Annotated in this window: 21 protein-coding genes and 2 pseudogenes; 16 read left to right on the top strand and 7 right to left on the bottom strand. The window is 72.6% G+C overall.

The window, feature by feature from the left end; genetic code table 11:
- Positions 1-146 precede the first annotated feature (146 nt).
- On the top strand, positions 147-1466 hold the full coding sequence (rlmN, locus tag MKK60_RS15220; RefSeq protein ID WP_243986936.1) for a 23S rRNA (adenine(2503)-C(2))-methyltransferase RlmN: 1320 nt from the start codon (positions 147-149) through the stop codon (positions 1464-1466).
- A gap of 92 nt (positions 1467-1558) precedes the next feature.
- On the opposite strand, the gene MKK60_RS15215 is transcribed toward rlmN, so the two are convergent.
- Positions 1559-1957, bottom strand: coding sequence for a DUF3775 domain-containing protein (locus MKK60_RS15215; RefSeq protein ID WP_147725621.1), 399 nt, complete (start codon positions 1955-1957; stop codon positions 1559-1561).
- A gap of 209 nt (positions 1958-2166) precedes the next feature.
- On the opposite strand from MKK60_RS15215, the gene MKK60_RS15210 reads away from it, so the two are divergent.
- From MKK60_RS15210 to MKK60_RS15200, 3 genes are all read left to right on the top strand, one after another.
- On the top strand, positions 2167-3333 hold the full coding sequence (locus MKK60_RS15210; RefSeq protein WP_243986932.1) for an MFS transporter: 1167 nt from the start codon (positions 2167-2169) through the stop codon (positions 3331-3333).
- 64 nt (positions 3334-3397) lie between these two features.
- Positions 3398-5566 (top strand): primosomal protein N', encoded by a 2169-nt coding sequence (locus MKK60_RS15205; protein ID WP_243986930.1) that lies wholly within the window; start codon positions 3398-3400, stop codon positions 5564-5566.
- Between the two features lie 80 nt (positions 5567-5646).
- Positions 5647-6006 carry an STAS/SEC14 domain-containing protein gene (locus tag MKK60_RS15200; RefSeq protein WP_147729390.1) on the top strand — a complete coding sequence of 120 codons (360 nt, stop codon included), beginning with the start codon at positions 5647-5649 and terminating at the stop codon, positions 6004-6006.
- A 33-nt stretch (positions 6007-6039) separates the two neighbouring features.
- On the opposite strand, the gene MKK60_RS15195 is transcribed toward MKK60_RS15200, so the two are convergent.
- Together MKK60_RS15195 and MKK60_RS15190 are read right to left on the bottom strand one after the other, a co-directional pair.
- The gene (locus MKK60_RS15195) at positions 6040-6429 is read right to left on the bottom strand and encodes a hypothetical protein (RefSeq protein WP_147729391.1); all 390 of its coding nucleotides are present in this window, start codon (positions 6427-6429) and stop codon (positions 6040-6042) included.
- 320 nt (positions 6430-6749) lie between these two features.
- Positions 6750-8060, bottom strand: coding sequence for a leucine-rich repeat-containing protein kinase family protein (locus MKK60_RS15190; RefSeq protein ID WP_243986925.1), 1311 nt, complete (start codon positions 8058-8060; stop codon positions 6750-6752).
- Between the two features lie 185 nt (positions 8061-8245).
- On the opposite strand from MKK60_RS15190, the gene MKK60_RS15185 reads away from it, so the two are divergent.
- From MKK60_RS15185 to MKK60_RS15165, 5 genes and pseudogenes are all read left to right on the top strand, one after another.
- The gene (locus MKK60_RS15185) at positions 8246-8827 is read left to right on the top strand and encodes a hypothetical protein (protein ID WP_243986922.1); all 582 of its coding nucleotides are present in this window, start codon (positions 8246-8248) and stop codon (positions 8825-8827) included.
- Positions 8772-10004, top strand: coding sequence for a DNA-packaging protein (locus MKK60_RS15180; RefSeq protein WP_243986920.1), 1233 nt, complete (start codon positions 8772-8774; stop codon positions 10002-10004). The genes MKK60_RS15185 and MKK60_RS15180 overlap by 56 nt, the downstream gene beginning before the upstream one ends.
- Positions 10005-10102: 98 nt before the next feature.
- A pseudogene (locus tag MKK60_RS15175) lies at positions 10103-11276 on the top strand (phage portal protein).
- 47 nt (positions 11277-11323) lie between these two features.
- Positions 11324-11812, top strand: a complete 489-nt coding sequence (locus MKK60_RS15170; protein ID WP_243937291.1) for an HK97 family phage prohead protease — start codon at positions 11324-11326, stop codon at positions 11810-11812.
- A gap of 85 nt (positions 11813-11897) precedes the next feature.
- A pseudogene (locus MKK60_RS15165) lies at positions 11898-13181 on the top strand (phage major capsid protein).
- A 54-nt stretch (positions 13182-13235) separates the two neighbouring features.
- On the opposite strand, the gene MKK60_RS15160 reads toward MKK60_RS15165, so the two are convergent.
- The 3 genes from MKK60_RS15160 to MKK60_RS15150 all read right to left on the bottom strand — a co-directional run bounded on the left by MKK60_RS15160 (position 13236) and on the right by MKK60_RS15150 (position 15719).
- Complete coding sequence (locus MKK60_RS15160) at positions 13236-13811, bottom strand: PAS domain-containing protein (RefSeq protein ID WP_243986912.1); 576 nt, start codon at positions 13809-13811, stop codon at positions 13236-13238.
- A gap of 181 nt (positions 13812-13992) precedes the next feature.
- Complete coding sequence (locus MKK60_RS15155; RefSeq protein WP_147843740.1) at positions 13993-14868, bottom strand: S1 family peptidase; 876 nt, start codon at positions 14866-14868, stop codon at positions 13993-13995.
- Positions 14869-14975: 107 nt separating this feature from the next.
- On the bottom strand, positions 14976-15719 hold the full coding sequence (locus MKK60_RS15150; RefSeq protein WP_243936887.1) for a S1 family peptidase: 744 nt from the start codon (positions 15717-15719) through the stop codon (positions 14976-14978).
- A 36-nt stretch (positions 15720-15755) separates the two neighbouring features.
- Here MKK60_RS15150 and MKK60_RS15145 point away from each other — a divergent pair, with 36 nt between their 5' ends.
- The 7 genes from MKK60_RS15145 (at position 15756) to MKK60_RS15115 (ending at position 18792) form a co-directional block, all read left to right on the top strand.
- Entirely contained in the window at positions 15756-16313 is a 558-nt protein-coding gene (locus MKK60_RS15145; RefSeq protein ID WP_243986910.1) for a hypothetical protein, read from the top strand.
- Positions 16314-16376: 63 nt separating this feature from the next.
- Complete coding sequence (locus MKK60_RS15140; protein ID WP_243986909.1) at positions 16377-16724, top strand: head-tail adaptor protein; 348 nt, start codon at positions 16377-16379, stop codon at positions 16722-16724.
- A complete protein-coding gene (locus MKK60_RS15135; RefSeq protein ID WP_147844727.1) occupies positions 16721-17176 on the top strand; it encodes a DUF3168 domain-containing protein in 456 nt (151 codons plus the stop codon). The genes MKK60_RS15140 and MKK60_RS15135 overlap by 4 nt, the downstream gene beginning before the upstream one ends.
- Positions 17173-17583 (top strand): phage major tail protein, TP901-1 family, encoded by a 411-nt coding sequence (locus tag MKK60_RS15130; protein ID WP_147844728.1) that lies wholly within the window; start codon positions 17173-17175, stop codon positions 17581-17583. Before MKK60_RS15135 ends, MKK60_RS15130 begins: the two co-directional genes overlap by 4 nt.
- Positions 17584-17785: 202 nt before the next feature.
- Positions 17786-18109 (top strand): gene transfer agent family protein, encoded by a 324-nt coding sequence (locus MKK60_RS15125; RefSeq protein ID WP_243986908.1) that lies wholly within the window; start codon positions 17786-17788, stop codon positions 18107-18109.
- A 29-nt stretch (positions 18110-18138) separates the two neighbouring features.
- Positions 18139-18324 (top strand): phage tail assembly chaperone, encoded by a 186-nt coding sequence (locus tag MKK60_RS15120; protein ID WP_147844810.1) that lies wholly within the window; start codon positions 18139-18141, stop codon positions 18322-18324.
- A gap of 27 nt (positions 18325-18351) precedes the next feature.
- Entirely contained in the window at positions 18352-18792 is a 441-nt protein-coding gene (locus MKK60_RS15115; protein WP_243986907.1) for a phage tail tape measure protein, read from the top strand.
- A gap of 495 nt (positions 18793-19287) precedes the next feature.
- Here MKK60_RS15115 and MKK60_RS15110 read toward each other — a convergent pair whose 3' ends face one another.
- Positions 19288-21141 (bottom strand): ATP-binding protein, encoded by a 1854-nt coding sequence (locus tag MKK60_RS15110; protein ID WP_243986906.1) that lies wholly within the window; start codon positions 21139-21141, stop codon positions 19288-19290.
- Positions 21142-21444: the final 303 nt, after the last annotated feature.

Raw genomic sequence — 21444 nt, 5'->3', positions numbered from 1 at the left:
CACATGGTGTCGCGGGCGGCCTTCCCTCCGCTGCCCGGATCACAGGATCCGGGCATGCAGGGAGCGGGCATGACGGGCGCGCATTCGCGTTCGTGCCGCGGATCGCGTATAGCTCGACGCCTCATTTCCAAGGTCTTTGCAAGAACATGGCGACGGCGTCGTTCGACACCGCCCGGCGCGCGGGCAGCGATTTCTCCGGCATCGAGAAGGCGCCCGAGTTCCGGCCCGAGCCGGCACCCGCGGCGGTGCCCGGGCAGCGCAGCTCGCTCGTCGGCCTGCCGCGGGCGGCGCTGAAGGAGCGCCTGCTCGCCGTCGGCGTCGGCGAGCGCGAGAGCAAGATGCGCTCGGGCCAGCTCTGGAACTGGCTCAACGTCCGCGGCGCGCAGGACTTCGACCAGATGACCAACGTCGGCAAGGCGCTGCGGGCGCAGCTCGCCGCCGCCTACACCCTCGACCGGCCCGAGGTGGTCAGCCAGCAGGTCTCGCGCGACGGCACCCGCAAGTGGCTGCTGCGCATGGCCCCGACCGGCCGGCACGACCACAACCGCGGCGCCGAGATCGAGTGCGTCTACATTCCGGGGCCCGACCGCGGCACGCTCTGCGTCTCGTCCCAGGTCGGCTGCACGCTGACCTGCTCGTTCTGCCATACCGGCACGCAGCGCCTGGTGCGCAACCTGTCGGCGGCCGAGATCACCGCCCAGCTCGTCGTCGCCCGCGACGCGCTCGGCGACTGGCCCGGCCTGATCCCGTCGCGCGACGCCTCGGGCAGCGGCGAGGTCGGGCGGCTCGTGACCAACATCGTGTTCATGGGCATGGGCGAGCCGCTCTACAATCTGGAGAACGTCGTCGACGCGGTGGCGACGATGTCGGACCCGGAGGGGCTCGCGCTGTCGCGCCGGCGCATCACGGTGTCGACCTCCGGCGTCGTGCCGCAGATCCAGCGGCTCGGCGAGGAGGCGCACGCGATGCTGGCGATCTCGCTCCACGCCGTGCGCGACGAGCTCCGCGACGAACTGGTGCCGCTGAACCGCAAATACCCGATCGCCGAGCTGATGCGCGCCTGCCGCGAATATCCCGGCCTCAACAACGCCCGCCGCATCACCTTCGAGTACGTGATGCTGAAGGGCGTCAACGACACCGACGGCGACGCGCGCGAGCTGGTGCGGCTGCTCAAGGGCATCCCGGCCAAGATCAACCTGATCCCGTTCAACCCCTGGCCCGGCAGCCGGTACGAATGCTCGGACTGGGAGCGGATCGAGCGCTTCTCCGAGATCGTGTTCGACGCCGGCTACGCCTCGCCGGTGCGGACCCCGCGCGGCCGCGACATCCTCGCCGCCTGCGGCCAGCTCAAGAGCGAGACCGAGAAGCTGCGCGCCCGCGAGCGCATGCTGCTCGACGCGGGCGGCGACGCGGCCGGCGCGGTCTCGGCCCAGGGCTTCTACGCCCTTCACGACGGCGAGGAATGAGGGGGCCCGGCGCCTCTCCGGTGTGGGCCTTCTGGCAGAGGTAACCGTCTCTTCCCTCCCCCGCAGAGGGGGGGAGGGGGAGCCGGCCTCGCTCAGCCCTGCGGCAGGTCCGGCGTGATGCCGAGGGCGTCCATGCCCTCCTCCAGGAGGTCGCCGGCATCCGGCGTGCCGAGCAGCGTCTTCACCGCGCCGTCGCCGGCGCCTTCGCGCTCGCGGGCGAAGCGGACCGCGTCGGCCCATTCCTCCGGCTCCATGTCGCCGCGGCCGACATAGAGCAGCGCCAGCAGGTCGGCGCGCTCGTCGTCGTTGAGGCCGGCGATCATGCCGCGCAGCTCCGATTCGGTGGCGTCGTCGGTGCCGGAGGTGAGCACGTCGGTGGCGCCGTCGTCGATGGCGTTGGAGCCGGAATCCGGATCGGTCGCGCCCTCCTTCACCTCGACCGCGCGCAGGCGCAGGATGATCTCGGTGACCGTATCGGGGGCGATGTCCATGTCGAGCTCCGGTTGGCGGTCCCGTCGGGGGCCTGAAGCTGCGACAACTGGCGAGAGCGGTGCCGGTTCGCCCGGCCCGGCGCCGTCGTGCTTACGCGCGGTCGGATTTCGCCGCCCGTTCGCTCCGCGGCGCCCGTGAAGATGCGCGCACGTCGCGGCGCCACGCGGTGCTACGCTGTCGCCGGGGCGGGCACGCGCGGGGGCGGGGGATGAAGCGGGGCGGGCTCGTCGGCTGCCTCGCGCTCTACGCCGCGCTCTACGGCGCCTACGGCTGCATCTCGCCGATCCTGCCGAACGTGCTCGCCGCGGGCGGCCTGCCCCCGGAGCGGATCGCGATCCTGCTCGCCGCCGCGACCCTGGTGCGGCTCGTGGCGGGCCCGCTCGCCGGGCGCTCCGCAGACCGGCACGCGGCGACCCGCCCGATCCTCGCCGCAGCCTGCGGCCTCACCGCGCTCGCGGTCCTCGGGCATCTCCCCGCGCGCGGGTTCTGGCCGTTCCTCGCGGTCGGCCTCGCCTACGCGGTGACGACCGCCCCGCTGGCCCCGCTCGCCGACGTGCTCGGGCTCGCCGCGGCGCGGGGCGGCGCCGCGTTTCCCTACGGCTGGGTGCGGGGCGCCGGCTCGGCCGCCTTCATCGCCGGCGTCGGTGCCGCCGGCTGGCTGGTGCAGGGGTTCGGGCTCGCGGCCGGCCTCGTCGCCGGAGCGGTGCTGTTCGCGGCCGCCGGCGCGGCGGCGCTCGCCGGGCGGGACGCCGACGTCGCGCGCGACGGGCCCGTCGCCGCACTCGGGATCGGCTTCGCCGACGTCCTCCGCCTTCCCGCCTTCCGCCGCACGGTGCTGGTCGCCGCCCTGGTGATCGGCGCGCACGCGATGCACGACGCCTTCGCGATGATCCTGTGGCGCGAAGCCGGCATCGGGGCGGGCGCCGCCGGCCTGCTCTGGGCCGAGGCGGTGGCGGCGGAGGTGTTCGTGTTCCTGATCGCCGGCCCGCCGCTGCTGGCGCGGATCGGGTTGCCGGGCGGCCTCGCGGTCGCCGCCGGCGCCAGCGCGCTGCGCTGGGCGGTGCAGGCCGAGACGGTGGCGCTGCCCTGGCTCGCCGCGATCCAGTCCCTGCACGGCCTGAGCTTCGCGCTCCTGCATCTCGCCTGCCTCGGGCTGATCGAGCGGACCGTGCCGCCGGCCGCCCGCGCCACGGCGCTGACGCTCTACGGCACCGTCGGCCTCGGGCTCGCCGGCGCGGCGGCGACGCTCGCGTCCGGCCCGCTGTATTCGGCCTTCCACGGCCGCGGCTTCTGGGCGATGGCGGTGCTGAGCCTTGCCGCGCTGCCGCTCGTTCCGCGCTTGCGCCCGCCGTCGGAAGGCACGACCTCTGCGTGACGGCGCGTTTCATGGTACAAAACCGGAACATGCCGTCGGTCCCCGCAACCCAACGCCCAGGTCCATGCCGCACGTCGCCGAGATCCTGATCCCGCTCGCGATCGACACCGCCTACAGCTACGCGGTGCCCGCGGGCCTGGCGCTGGCGGCGGGCGACGTGGTGCAGGTGCCGCTCGGGCCGCGCGAGACGGTCGGCGTGGTCTGGGGCGTGGCGGAGACGGCGGGCGGCTCGAACCTGCGGCCGGTCACCGGCCATCTCGGCGTGGCTCCGCTCTCCGAGCCGCTGCGCAGGCTGGTGGACTGGATCGCGCGCTACACCCTGGCCCCGAAGGGCTCGGCCCTCGCCATGGTGCTGCGCCTGCCCGACGAGGCGGCCGCCGCCGAGGTGGTCCGCGTCGGCGTCCGCACCACCGGCAAGCTCCCGGCCCGCCCGACCAAGGCCCGGGACAAGGTTCTGGGGGTCGCCGCCGACGGCGAGATCCGGGGCAAGAGCGTGCTCGCCAAGACGGCCGAGGTCTCGCTCTCGGTGGTCGACGGGCTGATCGACGACGGCGCGCTGGAGACGGTGGCGCTCGCGCCCGAGCCGGTGGCGCTCCCCCCCGATCCGGAGTTCCCGCGGGTGCCGCTGTCGGAGGCGCAAGCCGCGGCGGTCGCGGACCTGGTCGCCGCCCCCGCGGAGGCGGGCGGGAGCGGCGCCGTCCTGCTCGAGGGCGTCACCGGCTCGGGCAAGACCGAGGTCTACTTCGAGGCGGTGGCGGAGTGCGTCCGCTCAGGCGGGCAGGCGCTGATCCTGATGCCCGAGATCGCGCTGACGGCGCAGTTTCTCGACCGCTTCGCCCAGCGCTTCGGCGTGCGTCCGGCGGCCTGGCATTCCGGCATCGGCGGGCGGCGGCGCGAGCGGCTGCGCGCCGGGGTCGCGGACGGCGAGGTCCGGGTGGTGGTCGGCGCCCGCTCGGCCCTGTTCCTGCCGTTCCGGAAGCTCGGCCTGATCGTGGTCGATGAGGAGCACGAGAGCGCCTACAAGCAGGAGGACGGCGTGCACTACCACGCCCGCGACATGGCCGTGGTGCGGGCCAAGCTCGAGGGCTGCCCGGTGGTGCTGGCCTCGGCGACGCCCTCGATCGAGACGCGGGTCAACGTCGAGCGCGGGCGCTACCGGCGCGTGCGGCTGCCCGAGCGCTTCGGCGGCCGCCGCCTCCCCGACATCCAGGCGATCGACATGCGCCTCGACAAGCCGGAGCGCGGGCGCTTCCTGTCGCCGCCGATGATCAACGCGGTGAAGGCCAACCTCGCCGCCGGCGAGCAGGCGCTGCTGTTCCTCAACCGCCGCGGCTACGCGCCGTTGACGCTGTGCCGCGCCTGCGGCCACCGCTACCAGTGCCGGAACTGCTCGACCTGGCTGGTCGAGCACCGCTTCCGCAAGGCCCTGGTCTGCCACCAGTGCGGCTACAGCGAGCGCCGGCCGGACGCCTGCACGGAATGCGGCACCTTCGACAACCTCACCCCCTGCGGCCCCGGGGTCGAGCGCATCGCGGAGGAGGCCGCCGAGCTTTTCCCGGATCGCCGGATCATCGTGCTGTCGAGCGACTTTCCCGGCGGCGCCGAGCGGCTTCGGATGGAGCTCGAGGCGGTGGCGGCGGGCGAATGCGACATCGTCATCGGCACCCAGCTCGTGGCCAAGGGCCACAACTTCCCGCACCTGACGCTCGTCGGCGTGCTCGACGCCGATATCGGCCTGACCTCGGGCGATCCGCGGGCGGCCGAACGCACCTTCCAGCTGCTGCAGCAGGTGACCGGCCGCGCCGGCCGCGGCGAACGGCCGGGCCGCGCGCTGGTGCAGACCTACCAGCCCGAGCACCCCGTGATCGCGGCCCTGCTGTCGGGCGATTCGGAGCGCTTCTACGAGGAGGAGATCGCCGCCCGCGAGGCGGCCGGCCTGCCGCCGTTCGGGCGGCTCGCGGCGCTGATCGTCTCCGCCAACGACCGCGCGGCGGCCGAGGCCCACGGGCAGGCGCTGGCCCGGGCCGCCGAGCCGCCGGACGGCGTGATGGTGCTCGGGCCCGCCGAGGCGCCGCTGGCGCTGGTGCGCGGGCGCTACCGCTTCCGCCTCCTGGTCAAGACCGAGCGCAACGTCGACCTGCAGAGCTACCTGCGCGACTGGCTGGCGCGCGGGCCGAAGGTGCGCGGCAACGTGCGCGTCGCGATCGACGTCGACCCGCAGAGCTTTTTGTAGGCGACCGGGATCGCGTTTTGTAGGAAGGTGCGGCGCCGCCGAAGTCCCGACCGGCGGCGTCCATTTCAGGAGCGCGCATCGTGCTGAGCTACACCAAGAAGCCCGAGTCCAGCGTCGCCGAGATCGTGGTCGACGGGAAGATCACGGACGAGGAGATGAACGCGGTGATGACCGCGATGAAGGCCGACCTCGACAAGGGCGGCAAGCTCAAGCTGCTGGAGGACATCCGCGCCTTCGAGGGCATGGAGCCGGCCGCCTTCTTCAAGGACCCGCGCTTCGGCCTGTCGATGATGAAGGGCATCAGCCACGTGGCGCTCGTCACCGACGCGCAGTGGCTCAAGGTCGTCGCCGAGACCTTTGGCTTCGTCTCGCCGGCCCAGATCAAGGTGTTCGAGCGCGCCCGCCTCGACGAGGCCCGCACCTGGCTCGCCGCCGCCTGAGCGGCGAGAAACCGTCCCGGGGCGGCCTGCCGCCTACTCGGCCTGGGCGGTGCGCGTGGTGTTGCGCCGCGCCGTCCAGCGGCCGGAGCACAAAGCCGAGACCTTCCAGGTCCCGGCCCCGCCCTGCGCCTGCAGCCGACCCGAGGCCGCGCCGCTCGCGGCGCCGTTCGAGACGCTCAGGCCCACCGTCCCGTCAGCCCCGACCTGCCCGCTGACCCGGGCGGCCGTCGCCGCCGACGCGGCGCGCACCTGCCCGTCGCGGATCGCGACCGAGGTGCTGTAGCGCGCGTCGCACAGGCCGCTCTCGGTCACGAGATCGACGGCCCAGGTCCCGTTGAAGGCCCCCGGCTCGCCGGCGGCGGCCGGCGTGAGGATCGCGCCCGAGAGGAGGCCGACGAGGGCGATCGGGGTGAGCTTCGACATTCAGGACCTTGCTGTTGAACGGGAGCGGCCGGCGGACGGACCGTCGGGGTGCCGGGGAATCAAACCTCGACTCTACATCTTGTGCGGTGACGCGCAGATGAACGACCGAAACGGCAAGAGTATGACGACGCGCGCGAGCGCCGGATACAAGCTGGACCGTTGACGCAAGCCGGCGATGACTGGACGCGCCCCGTCGGATCCTTGCCACGCTTTCGCAAGCCGGTTCGCTGAACGGGATGGCCTGCGCTGGACCGCTCTTGAGACGCTCTTCCGCGCGATCGAGGGCGTGGCCGACCGCGCGGTCGCGCGCCGCACCGTCATCATCCGACGGCGCGCACCACCTCCGCCATCGCCGGGCGCGCGCCGACCTCGGCCTGCACGCAGGCGCGCTCGAGATCGCGCAGGGCCGCCGCCTCCGGGAAATCGGCGGGCGCACGGTCCAGCACCTCGCCGATCAGCAGCCCGAAGGCGCGGACCTCGACCCGCTGCAGGGCTACGCCGGGCGGCCCGTCGGGCAGCACCGAGGCCGCGCCGAAATCGCTGAGCACCGCCTCGCCGGTGGCGGCGTCCCACAGGATGTTGTGGCCGTAGACGTCGCCGTGCAGCAGCCCGCGCGCGTGGAGATGGGCGAGGCCCGCGGCGAGGCCGCGGACGAGGCGCAGCAGCGCCGCCGGGGCGAGGCGCAGGGCCGGGTCGTAGACGTCGCGGCTGCAGCTCGCGAGGCTCGGCGGCCCGGCGAGCACGCGCCGGTCCGGCGGCAGGAGCGGCATCAGCAGCCCGTCGGTCCCGTCCGGGTGGCCGGTGATCCGCCCGAGCGCGCCGGTGAGGTTCGGGTGCGCCCCGGCCGCGAGGCAGGCCTCCATCTCCCGCTCGGGCAGGCCGTCGCTTGTCATCGTCCCCTTGAACAGCTTGAGCGCGACCGGCCGCGGCGGCGCGGTGCCGCCGGGGCGCCACAGCGCGCGGTGGACCCGGCCCGACGTGCCCTCGCCGAGGAGCGCGCCCGCGTCGAGATCGGCGAACGGGACCAGGGCGGCCGAGGCTCGCGGCGCATCGCCCTCGAACGCGTTGCCGGCCCAGGAGGTCCAGGCGAGGGCGGGGAGGGCCGGAAGCCAGGCGGGCAGCGCGTCGAGGCGGTTGGCCGCGAGACGGATCAGCTCGAGGTCGTCGCAGCCCGCCAAGCTGTCCGGAAGGCTGCGCAGGCGATTGCCCGAGAGCATCAGCTTCCGCAGCCGCGGCCGGTGCCCGAGCGCGTCGGGCAAGTGCGCGATCCGGTTGTCGGTGAGCGTCAGCCAGCGCAGGCGCGGCGGCAGCGCCTCGCCCGGCACCTCCGCGAGGCCGCAGCCGCGAAACCCGACCTGGCTCAGCGCCCTGCAATCCCCCAGGACCGGCGGCAACGTGGCGAACGGGTTGCCCGAGCAGAACAGCACCTGCAGCCGCGTCAGGCGGCCGAGATCGTCGGGGAGGGCGGTGAGCGCGTTGCCCGAGAGGTCGAGCACTTCCAGCGTGTCGGCCAGCCCGAAGATCTCGGGCGGGAGCACGGTCAGGCCGGCGGCCGGCAGGCGCAAGGTGCGCGCCCCGGCAAGGTCGCCCCGGCGGAGGGCGTCGAGGGTGTCGTGCGTCGCGTCCTGCATCGTCGGTCGGCGCTCCGGCCCGCCTGGGAAGCCGGCCTCGTCGCACGAACCGGGATCCCGCAGCAAACCCCATAGAGAAGGAAAAAATATCGTTATCAGGATTATGGGCTTGACATCGGCACGCTCCTCCGGCATAAGAACCGCACGCTCCAGAAGTGTGACGAGACGGTCTCGGGAGGCGGCGGATGGGCAGCGCAGCCGGGGCCGTCCCGCCGGAGGTCGTCGCCGCCGTGGAACGGCTGGTGCGGCACGGCGAGGCCAGCCTCGCGCGGATCGCCGCCGCCGCCGGGCTCCCGCAGACGACCGTGACGGGCTGGATGCGCGATCGCGGATGGGCGCGGACGCGCCCGGTCCGCCCGCGCGGGACCGACGACATCCTGGCCGATCTCGCCGCCCTCGAACGGTGCGGCGATCCGGTGCGCGCACCCGCCGACCTCCCGGTGCTGCGGCGGCGGCTGCGTGCGCATATCGGCCGGCAGATCGCGACGTTTGATGCGGCTCTGCGCGGCGAGGGGGCGGCGGTGATCGATTCCGCGCGGACCCTGCGCGATCTCGGGGGCCTGAAGCGCCTGCTCGACGACCTCGCCGCCGACGATCCCGCCAGCGAAGGGGAGGGCGATGGCGACGGCCGAACCCCTTCCGCCCTCGACCTTCCGGGCCTCCGCGCGGAGATCGCGCGCCGCTATGGAGGATGCCGCGGCGACCGGCCGGATGGCCGCCTTTCTGGCGAGCCTGCCGCCGCCGCTCCTCCGGGCGCTGGCGCTTGACTGGCTGCATCAGGCGCGGCCCGACCAGCTTCCGCCGCCCTGGGAGGACGACTGGACCACCTGGGCGGTAATCGGCGGCCGCGGCTGCGGCAAGACGCGGACGGGGGCGGAGTGGGTCGACGCGCTCGCCCGCGGCGACCCGGCCTTCACCGACGTGCGCGACGTGATGATCGAGGGCCCGTCGGGCCTGCTCGGGCTGCCCGAGCGCGGCAGCCGCCCGCGCTGGTCGCCGAGCCGGCGCCGGGTCGAGTGGGCGAACGGGGCGGTGGCGTCGGCGTTCTCGGCCGAGGAGCCGGATTCCCTGCGCGGCCCGCAATTCGGCGCGGCGTGGTCGGACGAGATCGCCAAGTGGCGCCGGCCGGATGCCGCCTTCGACATGCTGCAATTCGGGCTGCGGCTGGGCGCCCGCCCGCGCAACCTCGTCACCACCACGCCGCGGCCGATCCCGCTGATCCGCCGGCTGATCGCCGACCCGCGCTGCGTGGTCACGAAGGCCCGCACCGCCGACAACGCCCGAAACCTCGCCCCCGCCTTCCTGGAGGCGGTGGTCGGGCGCTACGCCGGCACCCGCCTCGGGCGGCAGGAGCTCGACGGCGAGCTGATCGACGACCGGGCCGACGCCCTGTGGACGCGCGAGATGATCGAGGCGCCCCGCGTCGCCGCGGCACCCGATCTGCCCCGCATCGTCGTCGCGGTCGACCCGCCGGCGAGCTCGGGCCGCTCGGCCGATGCCTGCGGGATCGTCGCGGTCGGGGCGTTGGGCGAGACCGCCTACGTGCTCGCCGACGCGACGGTGGCGCGCGCCAGCCCGCAGGCCTGGGCCAACGCCGCGCTCGCGCTCTACCACCGCCTCGGTGCCGACGGGCTCGTGGTCGAGGTCAACCAGGGCGGCGAGATGGCCACCGCCGTGCTCGCCCAGTGTGATCCGGCGGTGCCGGTGACCCCGGTGCGCGCCACACGGGGAAAATACCTGCGGGCCGAGCCAGTCTCGCTGCTCTACGCGCAAGCGCGCGTCCGCCACGTCGGGGCGCTGCCGGCGCTCGAGGACGAGCTGTGCGATTTTGGGCCGGACGGGCTCTCGTCCGGCGCCTCGCCCGACCGCCTCGACGCCCTGGTCTGGGCGGTGACGCACCTGCTGCTCGCGCCCCGCGCCGAGCCGCGCATCCGCAGCTTCTGATGCCGGCCCACGCGACTGCGGGGCGGCGGCCATCCGCCGGGCCTCATGGGTTTCGACCCATGAGGCGTCGGACAACACGCATTTCGAGGAGGCGCCCGATGCCGACCCTGCTGACGAGGCTGGCGCGCGCCGCCGGCTACGTGCCGGCCGTGAAGGCGGCCCCGCTCTCCGGGCCGAGCGTCGCCCTCTACGGGGACGCCCGCGCCGTCTGGACCGCGCGCGACGGCACCGCGCTCGCCCGCGAGGGCTACCAGCGCAACGCCGTGGTCCACCGCGCCGTGCGGCTCGTCGCCGAGGGCGCCGCGTCGATCCCGCTGGTCGTCACCGGCGCGGAGGCGGCCGACCACCCGATCGCCGCGCTGCTGGCGCGGCCGAACCCGCGCGAGGGCGGCACCCGCCTGCTGGAGACCCTGTACGGGCACCTGATGGTGTCCGGGAACGCCTATCTCGAGGCGGTGTCGCTCGACGGGATCCCGCGCGCCCTGTTCGCGCTGCGCCCCGACCGGATGCGGGTGGTGCCGGGGCCCGACGGCTGGCCGGCCGGCTACGTCTACGAGGTCGGCGGCCGCCGCGTCGCCTACGATCAGGCCGGCGCCGTGCCGCCGATCCTGCATCTCGCCCTGTTCCACCCCACCGACGACCATTACGGCCTGTCGCCGATGGAGGCGGCCGCGATCTCCCTCGACATCCACAACGCGGCCGGGGCCTGGAACAAGGCGCTGCTCGACAACGCGGCGCGCCCCTCCGGCGCGCTGGTCTTCGCCGGTGCCGGGGCGAGCTTGAGCGAGGCGCAGTTCGTGCGGCTGAAGGCCGAGCTGGAGGCGAACTACCAGGGCGCCGGCAATGCCGGGCGGCCGCTGCTGCTCGAAGGCGGGCTCGACTGGAAGCCGCTGGCGCTGTCGCCCAAGGAGATGGACTTCGTCGAGGCGAAGGCCGCGGCCGCGCGCGAGATCGCCCTGGCCTTCGGCGTGCCGCCGCTGCTCCTCGGGCTTCCGGGCGACAACACCCACGCCAACTACGCCGAGGCCAACCGCGCCTTCTACCGCCAGACCCCTGGTGCCGCTCGCCCGCCGCACGGCGGAGGCGCTCGCGCACTGGCTCGCGCCGGCCTTCGGCGACGTCCGCCTCGAGCCGGATCTCGACGCGATCGAGGCGCTGGCCAGCGAGCGCGAGTCGCTGTGGCGCCGGGTGCAGGCGGCCGACTTCCTGACGCCGGCCGAGAAGCGCGCGGCGGTGGGCTACCCGCCCGAAGCCCCGGAGCCTGGGGCCTGAGGCTCCGGCGCAGCCCGATCTTTCCCTGCCCGCCACGGGAGACCGCCATGGACGGCCACTTCACCGGCTATGCCAGCCTGTTCGGCGTGCCCGACCTCGGGCGCGACATCGTGCAGGCGGGGGCCTTCGCCGCGAGCCTGCGGCAGCGCGGCGCCGCCGGCGTGCGGATGCTGTGGCAGCACGATCCCGCCGAGCCGATCGGGCGCTGGCAGGCGCTCGCCGAGGATGGGCGCGGCCTGCGCGTCGAGGGTCGCCTCAACCTCGCGGTGCAGCGGGCGCGCGAGATCGACGCGCTGATGCGGGACGGCGCCCTCGACGGTCTGTCGATCGGCTTCCGCACCCTGGAGGCGCGCCCGCGCGGCGGCTTTCGGCAACTGCACGCGGTGGATCTCTGGGAGATCTCCCTGGTGACCTTCCCGCTGCAGCCGGGGGCGCGCGTCGCGAACGCCCCGCTGCCGGCGGAACTGCGCGCCTTCGCCCGGCGCCTCGCGCCGGTGCGTGCCGCCGGGCGCTCCGCCACCCCCTCCGGGTGGTGAGAGGCGGCGGGCGCCCACGTTCTTCCCTCCCCCGCAGAGGGGGAGGGATCCGCGCGTAACTTTTCATTCCAACGGTGAGGCTCACATGACCCGTCACGAGACCTTCGAGACCAAGTCCGATCGCGTGCTGCTGGAGAACAAGGCCGGGCGGCCCGGCGCCGAGCCGGGCACCGCGCGGGACGCCTTCGACGGGCTGACCCAGGCCTTCGAGGCCTTCAAGGAGACCAACGACACCCGGCTCGCCCAGATCGAGGGCCGGCTCGGGCCCGACGTGCTCACCGAGGAGAAGCTCGCGCGGATCGATGCGGCGCTGGACAGTGCCCGGACGCGCCTCGACCGGATCACCCTGGACCGCGCCCGCCCGCCGCTCGGCCGGCCCGAGCAGCCGCGCGATGCGGCCGCCGACGAGCACAAGACGGCGTTCGACCTCTACGTCCGCGCCGGCGAGAGCGGCGGCCTGAAGAGCCTGGAGGCCAAGGCGCTCTCGGCCGGATCCGGGCCGGACGGCGGCTACCTCGTGCCGTAGACCATCGAGCGCGAGGTGCTCAAGCGCCTCGCCGACCTGTCGCCGATTCGTGCCATCGCCAGCGTCCGCACCATCTCGGGCGGCCAGTACAAGCGCGCGGTGGCGACCGGCGCCCCAATCGCCGGCTGGATCGCCGAGACCGCGCCGCGCCCGGCCACCGACGGGCCGGTGCTGTCGGAGCTGAACTTCCCGGCGATGGAGCTCTACGCCATGCCGGCCGCGACCCAGACCCTGCTCGACGACGCCGTGGTCGACATCGACGCCTGGCTCGCCGACGAGGTCGAGACCGCGTTCTCCGAGCAGGAGAGCGTCGCCTTCGTCACCGGCAACGGCGTCAGCCGCCCGCGTGGCTTCCTCAGCTACGACACCGTGGGCAACGACGCCTGGGTGCCGGGCAAGATCGGGATCGTCGGCACCGGCACGGCCGGCGCCTTCCCGGCGGCGAACCCGGCCGACGTGCTGTTCGACCTCGTCTACGGCCTCAAGGCCGGCTACCGCCAGAACGCCGGCTTCGTGATGAGCCGGCGCACGCAGAGCGCGATCCGCAAGTTCAAGGACAACGAGGGCAACTATCTCTGGCTGCCGCCGACCGCCTCGGACCGGGCCGCGACCCTGCTCGGCTTCCCGGTGACGGAGGCCGAGGCGATGCCCGACATCGCCGCCGGCAGCCTCGCGCTCGCCTTCGGCGATTTCCGCCGCGGCTACCTCGTGGTCGACCGCACCGGCCTGCGGGTGCTACGCGACCCGTATTCCGCCAAGCCCTACGTGCTGTTCTACACCACCAAGCGCGTCGGCGGCGGCGTGCAGGACTTCGCCGCGATCAAGCTGCTGAAGTTCGCCTGATCCGGGCCGCGGGCGGCGTCCCCGCCCGCGTCGACGGCCCGCCCCGGGCCGGCCTCACGCGCCCTGGCGCCGTGCCAGGGCGCGGCCCACCTCCAGCAGCAGCGTATCGACGAGGGTGCGCAGGCGCTTCTGCCCGGTCCGGTCGATCGCCACGCGGGCGGCCAGGATCTGGTCGGCGGCCTGCTCCAGCGGATCGGCCGGGGGCAGCAGGCGGAGCTTCGGCCGGGGCAGGACGTCGAGCTTCGCGCGCGTGTCGGTGACGTCGAAGAAGGCGCCGTGGCCGTGCATGCCGGTCTCCGTCCGGGTCACGTGGCCGCGGTTGCGGATCCAGCGGATGTCGCCGCCTTCCGTGACGATCCGGAAGTCGGCGGAGAACGAACCGCCGGTCTCGCGCACCTGCCTGATCCGGTCGAACACCCAGCCGCGATCCTCCGGGTGGATGCGCGCGAGCGACTCGTCGAGCGTGAGGGGCTTGCCGGCGAGCGACGCGTCGCCCGCCATCACGTCGCAGGCGCCCTCGTCGAGGACCGAGCGCCCGGCCGCGACGTTCGTCTCCCAGGCGCCGACGAACCCGAAGGCGATGAGCGCCGAGGCGAGCGAGGGCGTGGCGGGTGTCGAGCCGTCGAACATGAGCGATGCTCCCGGGAGCGCAGCCGCATCGCGTTCCGGGTGAGGCCGGATGCGTCGGCGCCGTCGCATCAAGCGGTATCATTCAGTGAATTGAAAATGCAATCGACCAGATGCACGGGCGACGATCGCGCGACCGCACGTGAAACCTGGTCCTTCTGCAAATTCCGGTTCGGGTCGGGGTTCAGCGGTTGCGCCCGGGCCGGGCCATCCAATCCGAGCGGTTGCCGCGGCCGGCCGGCATCGCCTGGCCGACCTCGATCCGGGAAAGCTCGGCCGAGCGTGCCGCGATCCACCCGGTGTGCTCGGCCACCGGCGTCACCGCCGTGAACCCGCCGCAGGCGGTGCGGCGGCGGGCGTCCTGGCGCATCGCCCCGCTCGACCAGCTCACCACGCCGACGATCTGGTAGCCGCCGGGGCCGCCCGACAGGATCGGGCCGCCGGAATCGCCGAGGCAGGCGCCGGCGCCGGCGGTCTCGGCCATGCGGCGGCGGTCGGTGACGACGGTGACCCGGTTGGCGACCTGCAGCGACCCGATCGAGACGAGGTGCGCCTGGCGCAGCGTGCGGGCGGTGTTGCGGCGGTTCTCGGCGACGACGCCGAAGCCGGCGATGTCGACCGCGTCGCCGTTGCCGATCGAGCCGGCGCCGCGCGGATCGAGGGGCGCGTAGTCCGTGCCGAGCGGCTGCTCGAGCTTGAGCAGGGCGAGGTCGACGCCCGGCTGGTCCTCCGGCGTGGTGCCGGGGACGAATTCGGGATGCATCGAGGCGGCGATCACCGAGACGCGGCGCTGGCGGAAGCCGCGGTCGACCGCCACGATGCTGTAGCCGGCCGGCTGCATCACGCAATGGGCTGCGGTCAGCACGAGATCGGGCGCGATCAGCGTGCCCGAGCAGATCTCGCCCTGGGTGCTCTCGATCCGCACCACGAAGTTGCGCGTGCCGTTCGGGTCGCGGGTCACCTCGCCGTTGATCACGGCCGAAGCCGGTGCCGGCAGCGAGCCGAGGAGGCCGACGGACAGGCCGCCGAGCAGGGCGCCGCGGAGCACAGTGGCGAGCATCGTTCTCTCCGGGGGCCGAGGGCGCTCTCGGCAGGTGGGGTTGAAGCCTAACGTAAAGCAATCCGTCGGCCAAGGTTCGGTTCCTCGGGGCCGGCGGGACCGCCGGCTCAGTGCCAGCGCGCCGTCCGGTCCCAGCCGGCGAGCGTGCGGTCGAGCCAGTCGCGCTGCGGCGCGACGCGGACGGCCTGGGTCAGGCCACCGCAGGCGCCGCCGATCCAGGCGGTGACGGCGACGACGCCCGCCGCGTCCGAGACCGGGCCGCCGGAATCGCCCTGGCAGCCGCCGGCGCGGCCCGCCGCCTTGAGCCAGACCAGGATGCGGCTCGGGCCGTAGGGCTCGATCACCGGCAGGGCGACGCTGCGGAAGGTGCCGGTCGAGCGCGGGTCGCCGGGCCGCTCGGCGCCGTAGCCGGCCAGCGTCAGCGTCTCGCCGGCCCGCGGGCTCGCAGTGCTGAACGTCGCCGGGGAAAAGCGCGGCGGCAGCGGCGTCGCCGTGCGCAGCAGCGCGAGGTCGATCGAGCGCCGCCGGCCGGCGATCGCCCCGGCATCATAGCCCGGATGGACCGCCCGGGCCGCGACCTCGACGAGGACCGGCTGCCCGGACGCGTCGCGGAAATGGATGCGGTGCTCGAGGCCCGCGCCGGCGCAATGGCCGGCGGTGAGCACCGTGTCCGGCGCCACCACCACGGCGGAGCAGACCCCGCCCTTCGACGACAGCACCATCACCGCGCCCTCGGGCGTCGCCTCGGCGCCGCCGATCACGGCATGCGCCGGCCCGCCGGCCCACGCCAAGGTCGCGAGCCACGCCAGGCCGATCGCGGCCGGGCGGGGAACGCGCTGTCCGAACACCATCGAGACCCCTCGATCCACGCTTCATGGAGATGCGCGATGATGCCGATACGCGTGGCCGGCGCCGTCGTCGAGCCGGTGAGCGTGCCCGAGCTGCGCGGCTACCTGCGCCTCGACCCGGACGACGCCACCGAGGACGACCTGCTCGCCGGCCTGATCGCGGCCGCCCGCAGCGAGGTCGAGGCCGAGACCCGGCGCATCCTCGTGCCCGGCACTTGGCGGATGGTGCTGGGCCGGCTGCCCGCGGACGGGCGCGTGCCGGTGCCGCTGAGTCCCCTCGTCGCCCTGGTGCGCGCCGGGTTCTCCGCGGCGGATGGCGGCATCGCCGAATTCGCCGCGGGCTCGGCGAGCCTCGCCGCCGACCGGATCGAGGCGCCGGGCCTGCTCTTCGCCGCGATCCCCGATGCGGCCGGGCGCGCCGTGCTGGTCGATCTCGTGGCCGGATACGGCGGCGACGGGCCTCCGATCCCGCCGCCGCTGAGGCTCGCCGTGCTGCGGCGCGCCGCCGCCCGGTACGAGCACCGCGGCGACGACGCCTTCTCGGACGGGGCCGACCTCGCGTCGGCGACCGCGCCGTTCCGCCGTCTGCGGCTGTGATCCGCGCCGCCGGACGCGCTCGCCCGAACCGGCTTCGCGATGTCCCGTACCCCGGAGGCCACCATGCCCGACACCGTTCCGCGGGCGATCGGCACGCGCCGGCGCCGGCTCGTGCTGGAGCTGCCGGTTGACGAGTCCGACGGGTTCGGCGGCATCCTCCGGCGCTACGTCGCCGGGCCGGTGCTGTGGGGGGCGATCGAGCCGGTCGGCGCCGTCGAGCGCCTCCGCGGCGGGCACGACGACAGCGTCGCGACCCACCGCATCACCCTGCGGGCGCGCACCGGGCTCACGCCGGCGATGCGGCTCGCCGCCGGCCCGCGCCGCTTCGCCATCCGGACGATCGTCGATCCGGACGAGCGCGGCCGCGACCTCGTCTGCCACGTTGAGGCTTTGTCGGAGGCGAGCCCATGACCGACGCATCGCCCGGCACGGCCCTCGCCCCGCCGGCGCCGAGCCCGCTCCTCGCCCTGCGCGCGGCGCTCATCGCGCGGTTCTCCACCGATGCCGCGCTCGCCCGGCTGATGGGGGGCACGTTCCGGCTCTACGACGAGCCGCCGGCCGGCGCGCAGCCGGTCTACGCCCTGTTCGGCGACGCCGAGATCCGCGACGATTCCGTCGACGGCGCCGTCCGCCACCAGCACAGCCACGCGCTCGTGGTGTTCGCCCGGCCCGGCTCGGTCCGCACCGCGCTCGACGCCGCCGAGCGGATGTCGCTCCTCGTCGCCGATCCGGCCCTGGCGCTCACCGGCCACGCCCTCGTGACCCTGCGCGTCCAGGCCATCGCGGCGCGGCGCGACGAGCGCACCGGCGAGGCCCGCGCCGTCCTCACGCTCCAGGCCGTCACCGAAAGGAACCCGACATGACCGCGCAGAAGGGGAAGGACCTGCTGGTCCGTGCCGGCAACGGCGCTGGCGGCTTCGTCGCGGTGGCGGGCCTGCGCGCCCGCCAGATCGCGTTCAACGCCGAGGCCGTCGACGTCACCAACGCCGATTCCGCCGGGCGCTGGCGCGAGCTCCTCGCCGGTGCCGGCGCGCGCCGGGCCGCGATCTCGGGCTCCGGCGTGTTCCGCGACGAGGCCTCCGACCTGCGCCTGCGGCAGGTGTTCTTCGACGGGGTCATCGAGACCTTCCAGGTGGTGGTGCCGGCCTTCGGCACCCTCGAGGGGCCGTTCCAGATCACCGCGCTGGAATACCGCGGGGATCATGCCGGCGAGGTCACCTTCGACATGAGCCTGGAATCGGCCGGCGCCATCGCCTTCACCGCGCTCTGAGCCGGCACGGGCATCCCGACGTCGGTCGGCGAGCGCGACCGCGCGCCGCCGCCGGTGCGGCGGACGCCGTCGGCCGGTTCCGGTCGAAGGCCACCAAGACGAGCATCCCGACCTCGGGAAGCAAGCGCGACCGCGCGCCGCCGCCGGTGCGGCGGACGCCTTCGGCCGGTTCCGGTCGAAGGCCACCCAGGAGAACCCCTTCATGGTCAACCGCAGGCGCGGCGAGGTGCCGCTCGATCTCGGCGGCACCCGCTACACCCTCTGCCTGACGCTCGGCGCCCTGGCGGAACTCGAGGCCGCGCTGCGGGCGGGCGACCTCGTCGGCCTGGCCGAGCGCTTTTCCTCCGGCCGGCTCGCGGCGCGCGACCTGATCGCGCTGCTGGGCGCGGCGCTCCGGGGCGGCGGCCACGCCCTCGACGACGCGGCGGTCGCCGCCCTGCCGCTGGCCGGCGGCCTGGGGCCCCTCACCGGCGCCCTCGGCGAGGCGCTCGTCGCCGCCTTCGGGGAACCGCCCGCGGACCCTTGAGCCCCACGGGCGGGAGCGCGCCGGGCCCGATGCCCGCCTTCCCGTGGGACGACGCGCTGGCGCTCGGGCTCGGACGCCTGCGCTGGCGCCCGCGCGATTTCTGGCGCGCCACGCCGCGCGAGCTGCTCTCCGCCGCCGGTCTCCGCACCGGGGGCGGAGCGCTCGGCCGCGACGGGCTGGCGCGGCTGATCGCCGACCATCCGGACGCAACCTGACGCCCGTCCGCGTCGCTGGAGGCCACCATGGCGGAGACCGACCTCGACCGGGCGAACGCCGCCCGCATCAAGCAGCTCGACACCCTGGACAAGCTCGCCCAGCGCTTCGGGCAGAGCCTGTCGACGGCCCTGACCCGAAGCCTCAGCTCCGGGCGGCAGCTCGACGGGGTGCTCGGGTCGCTGGGCACGCGGCTCGCCGGGGCGGCGGTCCAGGCCGCGCTCAAGCCGGTCCGCACCGGCCTCACCGGCCTGGTCGACGGCCTGCTCGGCTCGAGCGTGGGGGCGGACGCGGCGTTCGCCCGCGGCGGCGTGCTTCAGGGCGGCCGGGTGCGGGCCTTCGCCGGCGGCGGGGTCGTCGCGGCGCCGACCTACTTCCCGATGAGCATTAGGTCTTCGATCCGTGGCGAGAGAGGATCGCCGCCCCTTCTTCCTTCGGAAAGGGCAGAAATTGAGAGCTACCCCGAGTAGTTCGATGTAGCGCTGGATGACTGCGGTTACTGGCCGGTTACAAGGGGGCTGCCGCCGCCAAAGGTGTGAATCATCGCCATCAAAAGCGAACTCGGCCAAGCGCGACGCGCCTCCGACATAAACGAGAGTTGGAAGCCCGCTTCGAAACCGGCGTTCCGCCCCGATCTAACCTGACCGCTGTCGGCTCGACGTCGGCACGCTGAAAGCGGGCGTTCACCTGGTCCTACGCGATCGCTGGAAAGAGCAGTGTTGTGACGTCGCATATCTATAATCAGCCTCATCACCACGGGAATCGCATTTATGTTATCCAATACAATTTTCATGTTTCCACACTTTTAGAGCTATAAATTCGGCTATCTTGAGGATGGGCCGGCGGGGCCGCTAACATCTCGGCCTGATGGCTAAACGATAGAAGCGGATGTGAACTTCGGGATGATTCCTGGCGTCCGGCAAAACCAATGATCGCCGCTGAGGCAAACGGCGAGTAATTCCTGTTCAGATCTCCGCGCGCTCGCGGATTGCAACTAACCACCCAAGGATTTCGCCATTCGTATCGATTGCCTTAAGCTGGACCAGCGTCATCGCCACGACTGCTTCCTGATTCAGGCGGGACTTGGCACGCGACGCCTTCTTCGACTGCTTCTCTGGGTCCAGTGAGCCCCACAGGTTCGGCGATGCGCTAGCGGCATGGACGTGCTCGGCTACGAGGGACGGAACATCACACCAGTCGGTAAAAGCGGGGCATCCCCCAAAGACAGCCGCTATGCAGTCAGGGTGTATATAGTTCTCCATTTCCCTTCGGTCGGTTAGGAAGGCGATGTCTCGCCCCTGCCGTGCGTTCACGGCAATGACCTGGGCACCATACTTTGGGTTTTGCTGGTCGTCGCGGTCATAAATGTGGACCTCGGTTAGCGCAGCGTTGCGGAGGTACTGCTTGTTCACCCAGTGCTTCAGGTTTCCGCCGCCGGTTGGGACGAAGGCTACGCGGTGATCGTTCTCTAGGTCGATCAAGCTGGCATCCTCAGCGCGGTAGAGCCGACCTACGAAGGTTAGGAAGGTCACGTCGTGAGGTCCTTCGACGTAGACAGCGACTCGGGCCCGTCGATCAGGAAGAACCCCCAGCGCTTCCGAGGTCTCCCGGTACACGTCGTCGCCCCCGACGCGAAGCCGCGGATGGCCGTCCCCATCGCGCTTGACGAGCCGTATAGCCGCAACGGGCACCATCGCGGCTACCGCCGGCACGTGTGTGGTGATCAGCACTTGGGAGCCTGGGTCATTCCCGAGGTCAAGCAGAGCCTTGATCAGCATCACCTGATTGTCCGGGTGCTGTGAGCTCTCCGGCTCCTCGACAGCGTAGATTACGTTCCCTGTGCCGTCCGCCCCCCGTCGGCGCTCCGCCTCCGCACGGAAGAAGTTCAGGAGAATAAGGCGGCGGACACCACTACCACGCTTGTTAATTGGAATTTGGTCGTCCCCCGTTAGGCTTAGTTTGAAGGCATCCCACTTTGGCTCGGCCTTGAACGTCGGCGTCAGTTGCCCGGCGAGTGCAGGGTCCATCTCACGGAGCTTTGCGAGGGTCCTCTCTGCCACCTCCATGACACTGGCTTGGACACGATCCTTGATCGCGCTCAGCTCGGCCTCAACCTCCTTCACGGCTAGTGCCATCGCGATCTTCATGGGGTCGGACACCTCGCGATCATCGTCCCGGCTGGCCCGATCCGCCTGAAAGAGTGCGAAAGCGGGGAGGTGCTTCTCCAACTGTTCCCACACCTTCTTGCCGTCCTCGGTTGCCAATGGGATCAATGTTTCCTCACAGGCTCGATCCCCCACAGCGACACGGATAGCCTCCCGGAGGGCGGCGTTCGACCGGAAGTCAACTCCTCCCCCCTTCTGTACCCCCAGCTCGGTCGCCCTAGCTTTCAAATCCGTGTTCTTTAGCTTCAACAGATCTCGAAGCTTGTCGTGGATTGGATGACGCGCTCGCGCGAATACGAACTCCTTGACCGTCCGTCCCGAACAATCGAACTGCTTGACGATCTCAAGCCGCCCATTCCGGTTCAACAGGAACTCTGCTTCCAGCGACGTGGGTGATACCGCATCAATCGTGAGTTCCCTCGGGTGGCTGTCGAAAACGCAGCCGATCTCGATAACCTTATCCGCCCCATGAACGCACGGGTCGTCCTGGTCGAGCTTGATAAGCTGATGGTTGAAGAAAATTTCTAGCGCTTCAAGGAGGGTGCTCTTACCGACGTCGTTTCGGCCGACCACGGCGGTGAAATTTCCGAACTCAATTGTTACCGCTTCTTTGTAAGACCGGAAGTTGCGGATGCTCGCCGACAGAAGCTTCATGGTTCCTCCTTGGGATGTGAGGGACCGTAGCAGGCACCGAACGATTCGGTAGCTAGGAATCAAACACAGACCTGCAGTGAAGGCATCTTCGCCACAAAACGACTGAGGATTAGAAAGATTGCGCTTCCGGCACGGCATTCCGCGGCTCTCTGTTCCTGCGAGAGACGGCCGAAGGCAGCCGACATGGCCGCAACCTCAACCGGGGTGCCATGGTGGATCAGGATCTGAGATTGCTGAAGCTCGCACCGTCCCAGAATTGAGCGTAAGCGACCGCGAGCGTCTCAGAGGGGTTGGGGAGGATGG

It is taken from the genome of Methylobacterium sp. J-092 (genome assembly GCF_022829325.1).
Lineage (GTDB): Bacteria > Pseudomonadota > Alphaproteobacteria > Rhizobiales > Beijerinckiaceae > Methylobacterium.
Note: the sequence above shows the minus strand (reverse complement) of the source record. Positions and strands in the feature narration are given on the sequence as shown.

Excerpts from the sequence above, each read along its gene's own strand:
- rlmN (WP_243986936.1), top strand. The coding sequence starts at position 147 with ATGGCGACGGCGTCGTTCGACACCGCCCGGCGCGCGGGCAGCGATTTC.
- MKK60_RS15215 (WP_147725621.1), bottom strand. The coding sequence starts at position 1,957 with ATGGACATCGCCCCCGATACGGTCACCGAGATCATCCTGCGCCTGCGC.
- MKK60_RS15210 (WP_243986932.1), top strand. The coding sequence starts at position 2,167 with ATGAAGCGGGGCGGGCTCGTCGGCTGCCTCGCGCTCTACGCCGCGCTC.
- MKK60_RS15205 (WP_243986930.1), top strand. The coding sequence starts at position 3,398 with ATGCCGCACGTCGCCGAGATCCTGATCCCGCTCGCGATCGACACCGCC.
- MKK60_RS15195 (WP_147729391.1), bottom strand. The coding sequence starts at position 6,429 with ATGTCGAAGCTCACCCCGATCGCCCTCGTCGGCCTCCTCTCGGGCGCG.
- MKK60_RS15190 (WP_243986925.1), bottom strand. The coding sequence starts at position 8,060 with ATGCAGGACGCGACGCACGACACCCTCGACGCCCTCCGCCGGGGCGAC.
- MKK60_RS15185 (WP_243986922.1), top strand. The coding sequence starts at position 8,246 with ATGGGCAGCGCAGCCGGGGCCGTCCCGCCGGAGGTCGTCGCCGCCGTG.
- MKK60_RS15180 (WP_243986920.1), top strand. The coding sequence starts at position 8,772 with ATGGCCGCCTTTCTGGCGAGCCTGCCGCCGCCGCTCCTCCGGGCGCTG.
- MKK60_RS15170 (WP_243937291.1), top strand. The coding sequence starts at position 11,324 with ATGGACGGCCACTTCACCGGCTATGCCAGCCTGTTCGGCGTGCCCGAC.
- MKK60_RS15160 (WP_243986912.1), bottom strand. The coding sequence starts at position 13,811 with ATGTTCGACGGCTCGACACCCGCCACGCCCTCGCTCGCCTCGGCGCTC.
- MKK60_RS15155 (WP_147843740.1), bottom strand. The coding sequence starts at position 14,868 with ATGCTCGCCACTGTGCTCCGCGGCGCCCTGCTCGGCGGCCTGTCCGTC.
- MKK60_RS15150 (WP_243936887.1), bottom strand. The coding sequence starts at position 15,719 with ATGGTGTTCGGACAGCGCGTTCCCCGCCCGGCCGCGATCGGCCTGGCG.
- MKK60_RS15145 (WP_243986910.1), top strand. The coding sequence starts at position 15,756 with ATGATGCCGATACGCGTGGCCGGCGCCGTCGTCGAGCCGGTGAGCGTG.
- MKK60_RS15140 (WP_243986909.1), top strand. The coding sequence starts at position 16,377 with ATGCCCGACACCGTTCCGCGGGCGATCGGCACGCGCCGGCGCCGGCTC.
- MKK60_RS15135 (WP_147844727.1), top strand. The coding sequence starts at position 16,721 with ATGACCGACGCATCGCCCGGCACGGCCCTCGCCCCGCCGGCGCCGAGC.
- MKK60_RS15130 (WP_147844728.1), top strand. The coding sequence starts at position 17,173 with ATGACCGCGCAGAAGGGGAAGGACCTGCTGGTCCGTGCCGGCAACGGC.
- MKK60_RS15125 (WP_243986908.1), top strand. The coding sequence starts at position 17,786 with ATGGTCAACCGCAGGCGCGGCGAGGTGCCGCTCGATCTCGGCGGCACC.
- MKK60_RS15120 (WP_147844810.1), top strand. The coding sequence starts at position 18,139 with ATGCCCGCCTTCCCGTGGGACGACGCGCTGGCGCTCGGGCTCGGACGC.
- MKK60_RS15115 (WP_243986907.1), top strand. The coding sequence starts at position 18,352 with ATGGCGGAGACCGACCTCGACCGGGCGAACGCCGCCCGCATCAAGCAG.
- MKK60_RS15110 (WP_243986906.1), bottom strand. The coding sequence starts at position 21,141 with ATGAAGCTTCTGTCGGCGAGCATCCGCAACTTCCGGTCTTACAAAGAA.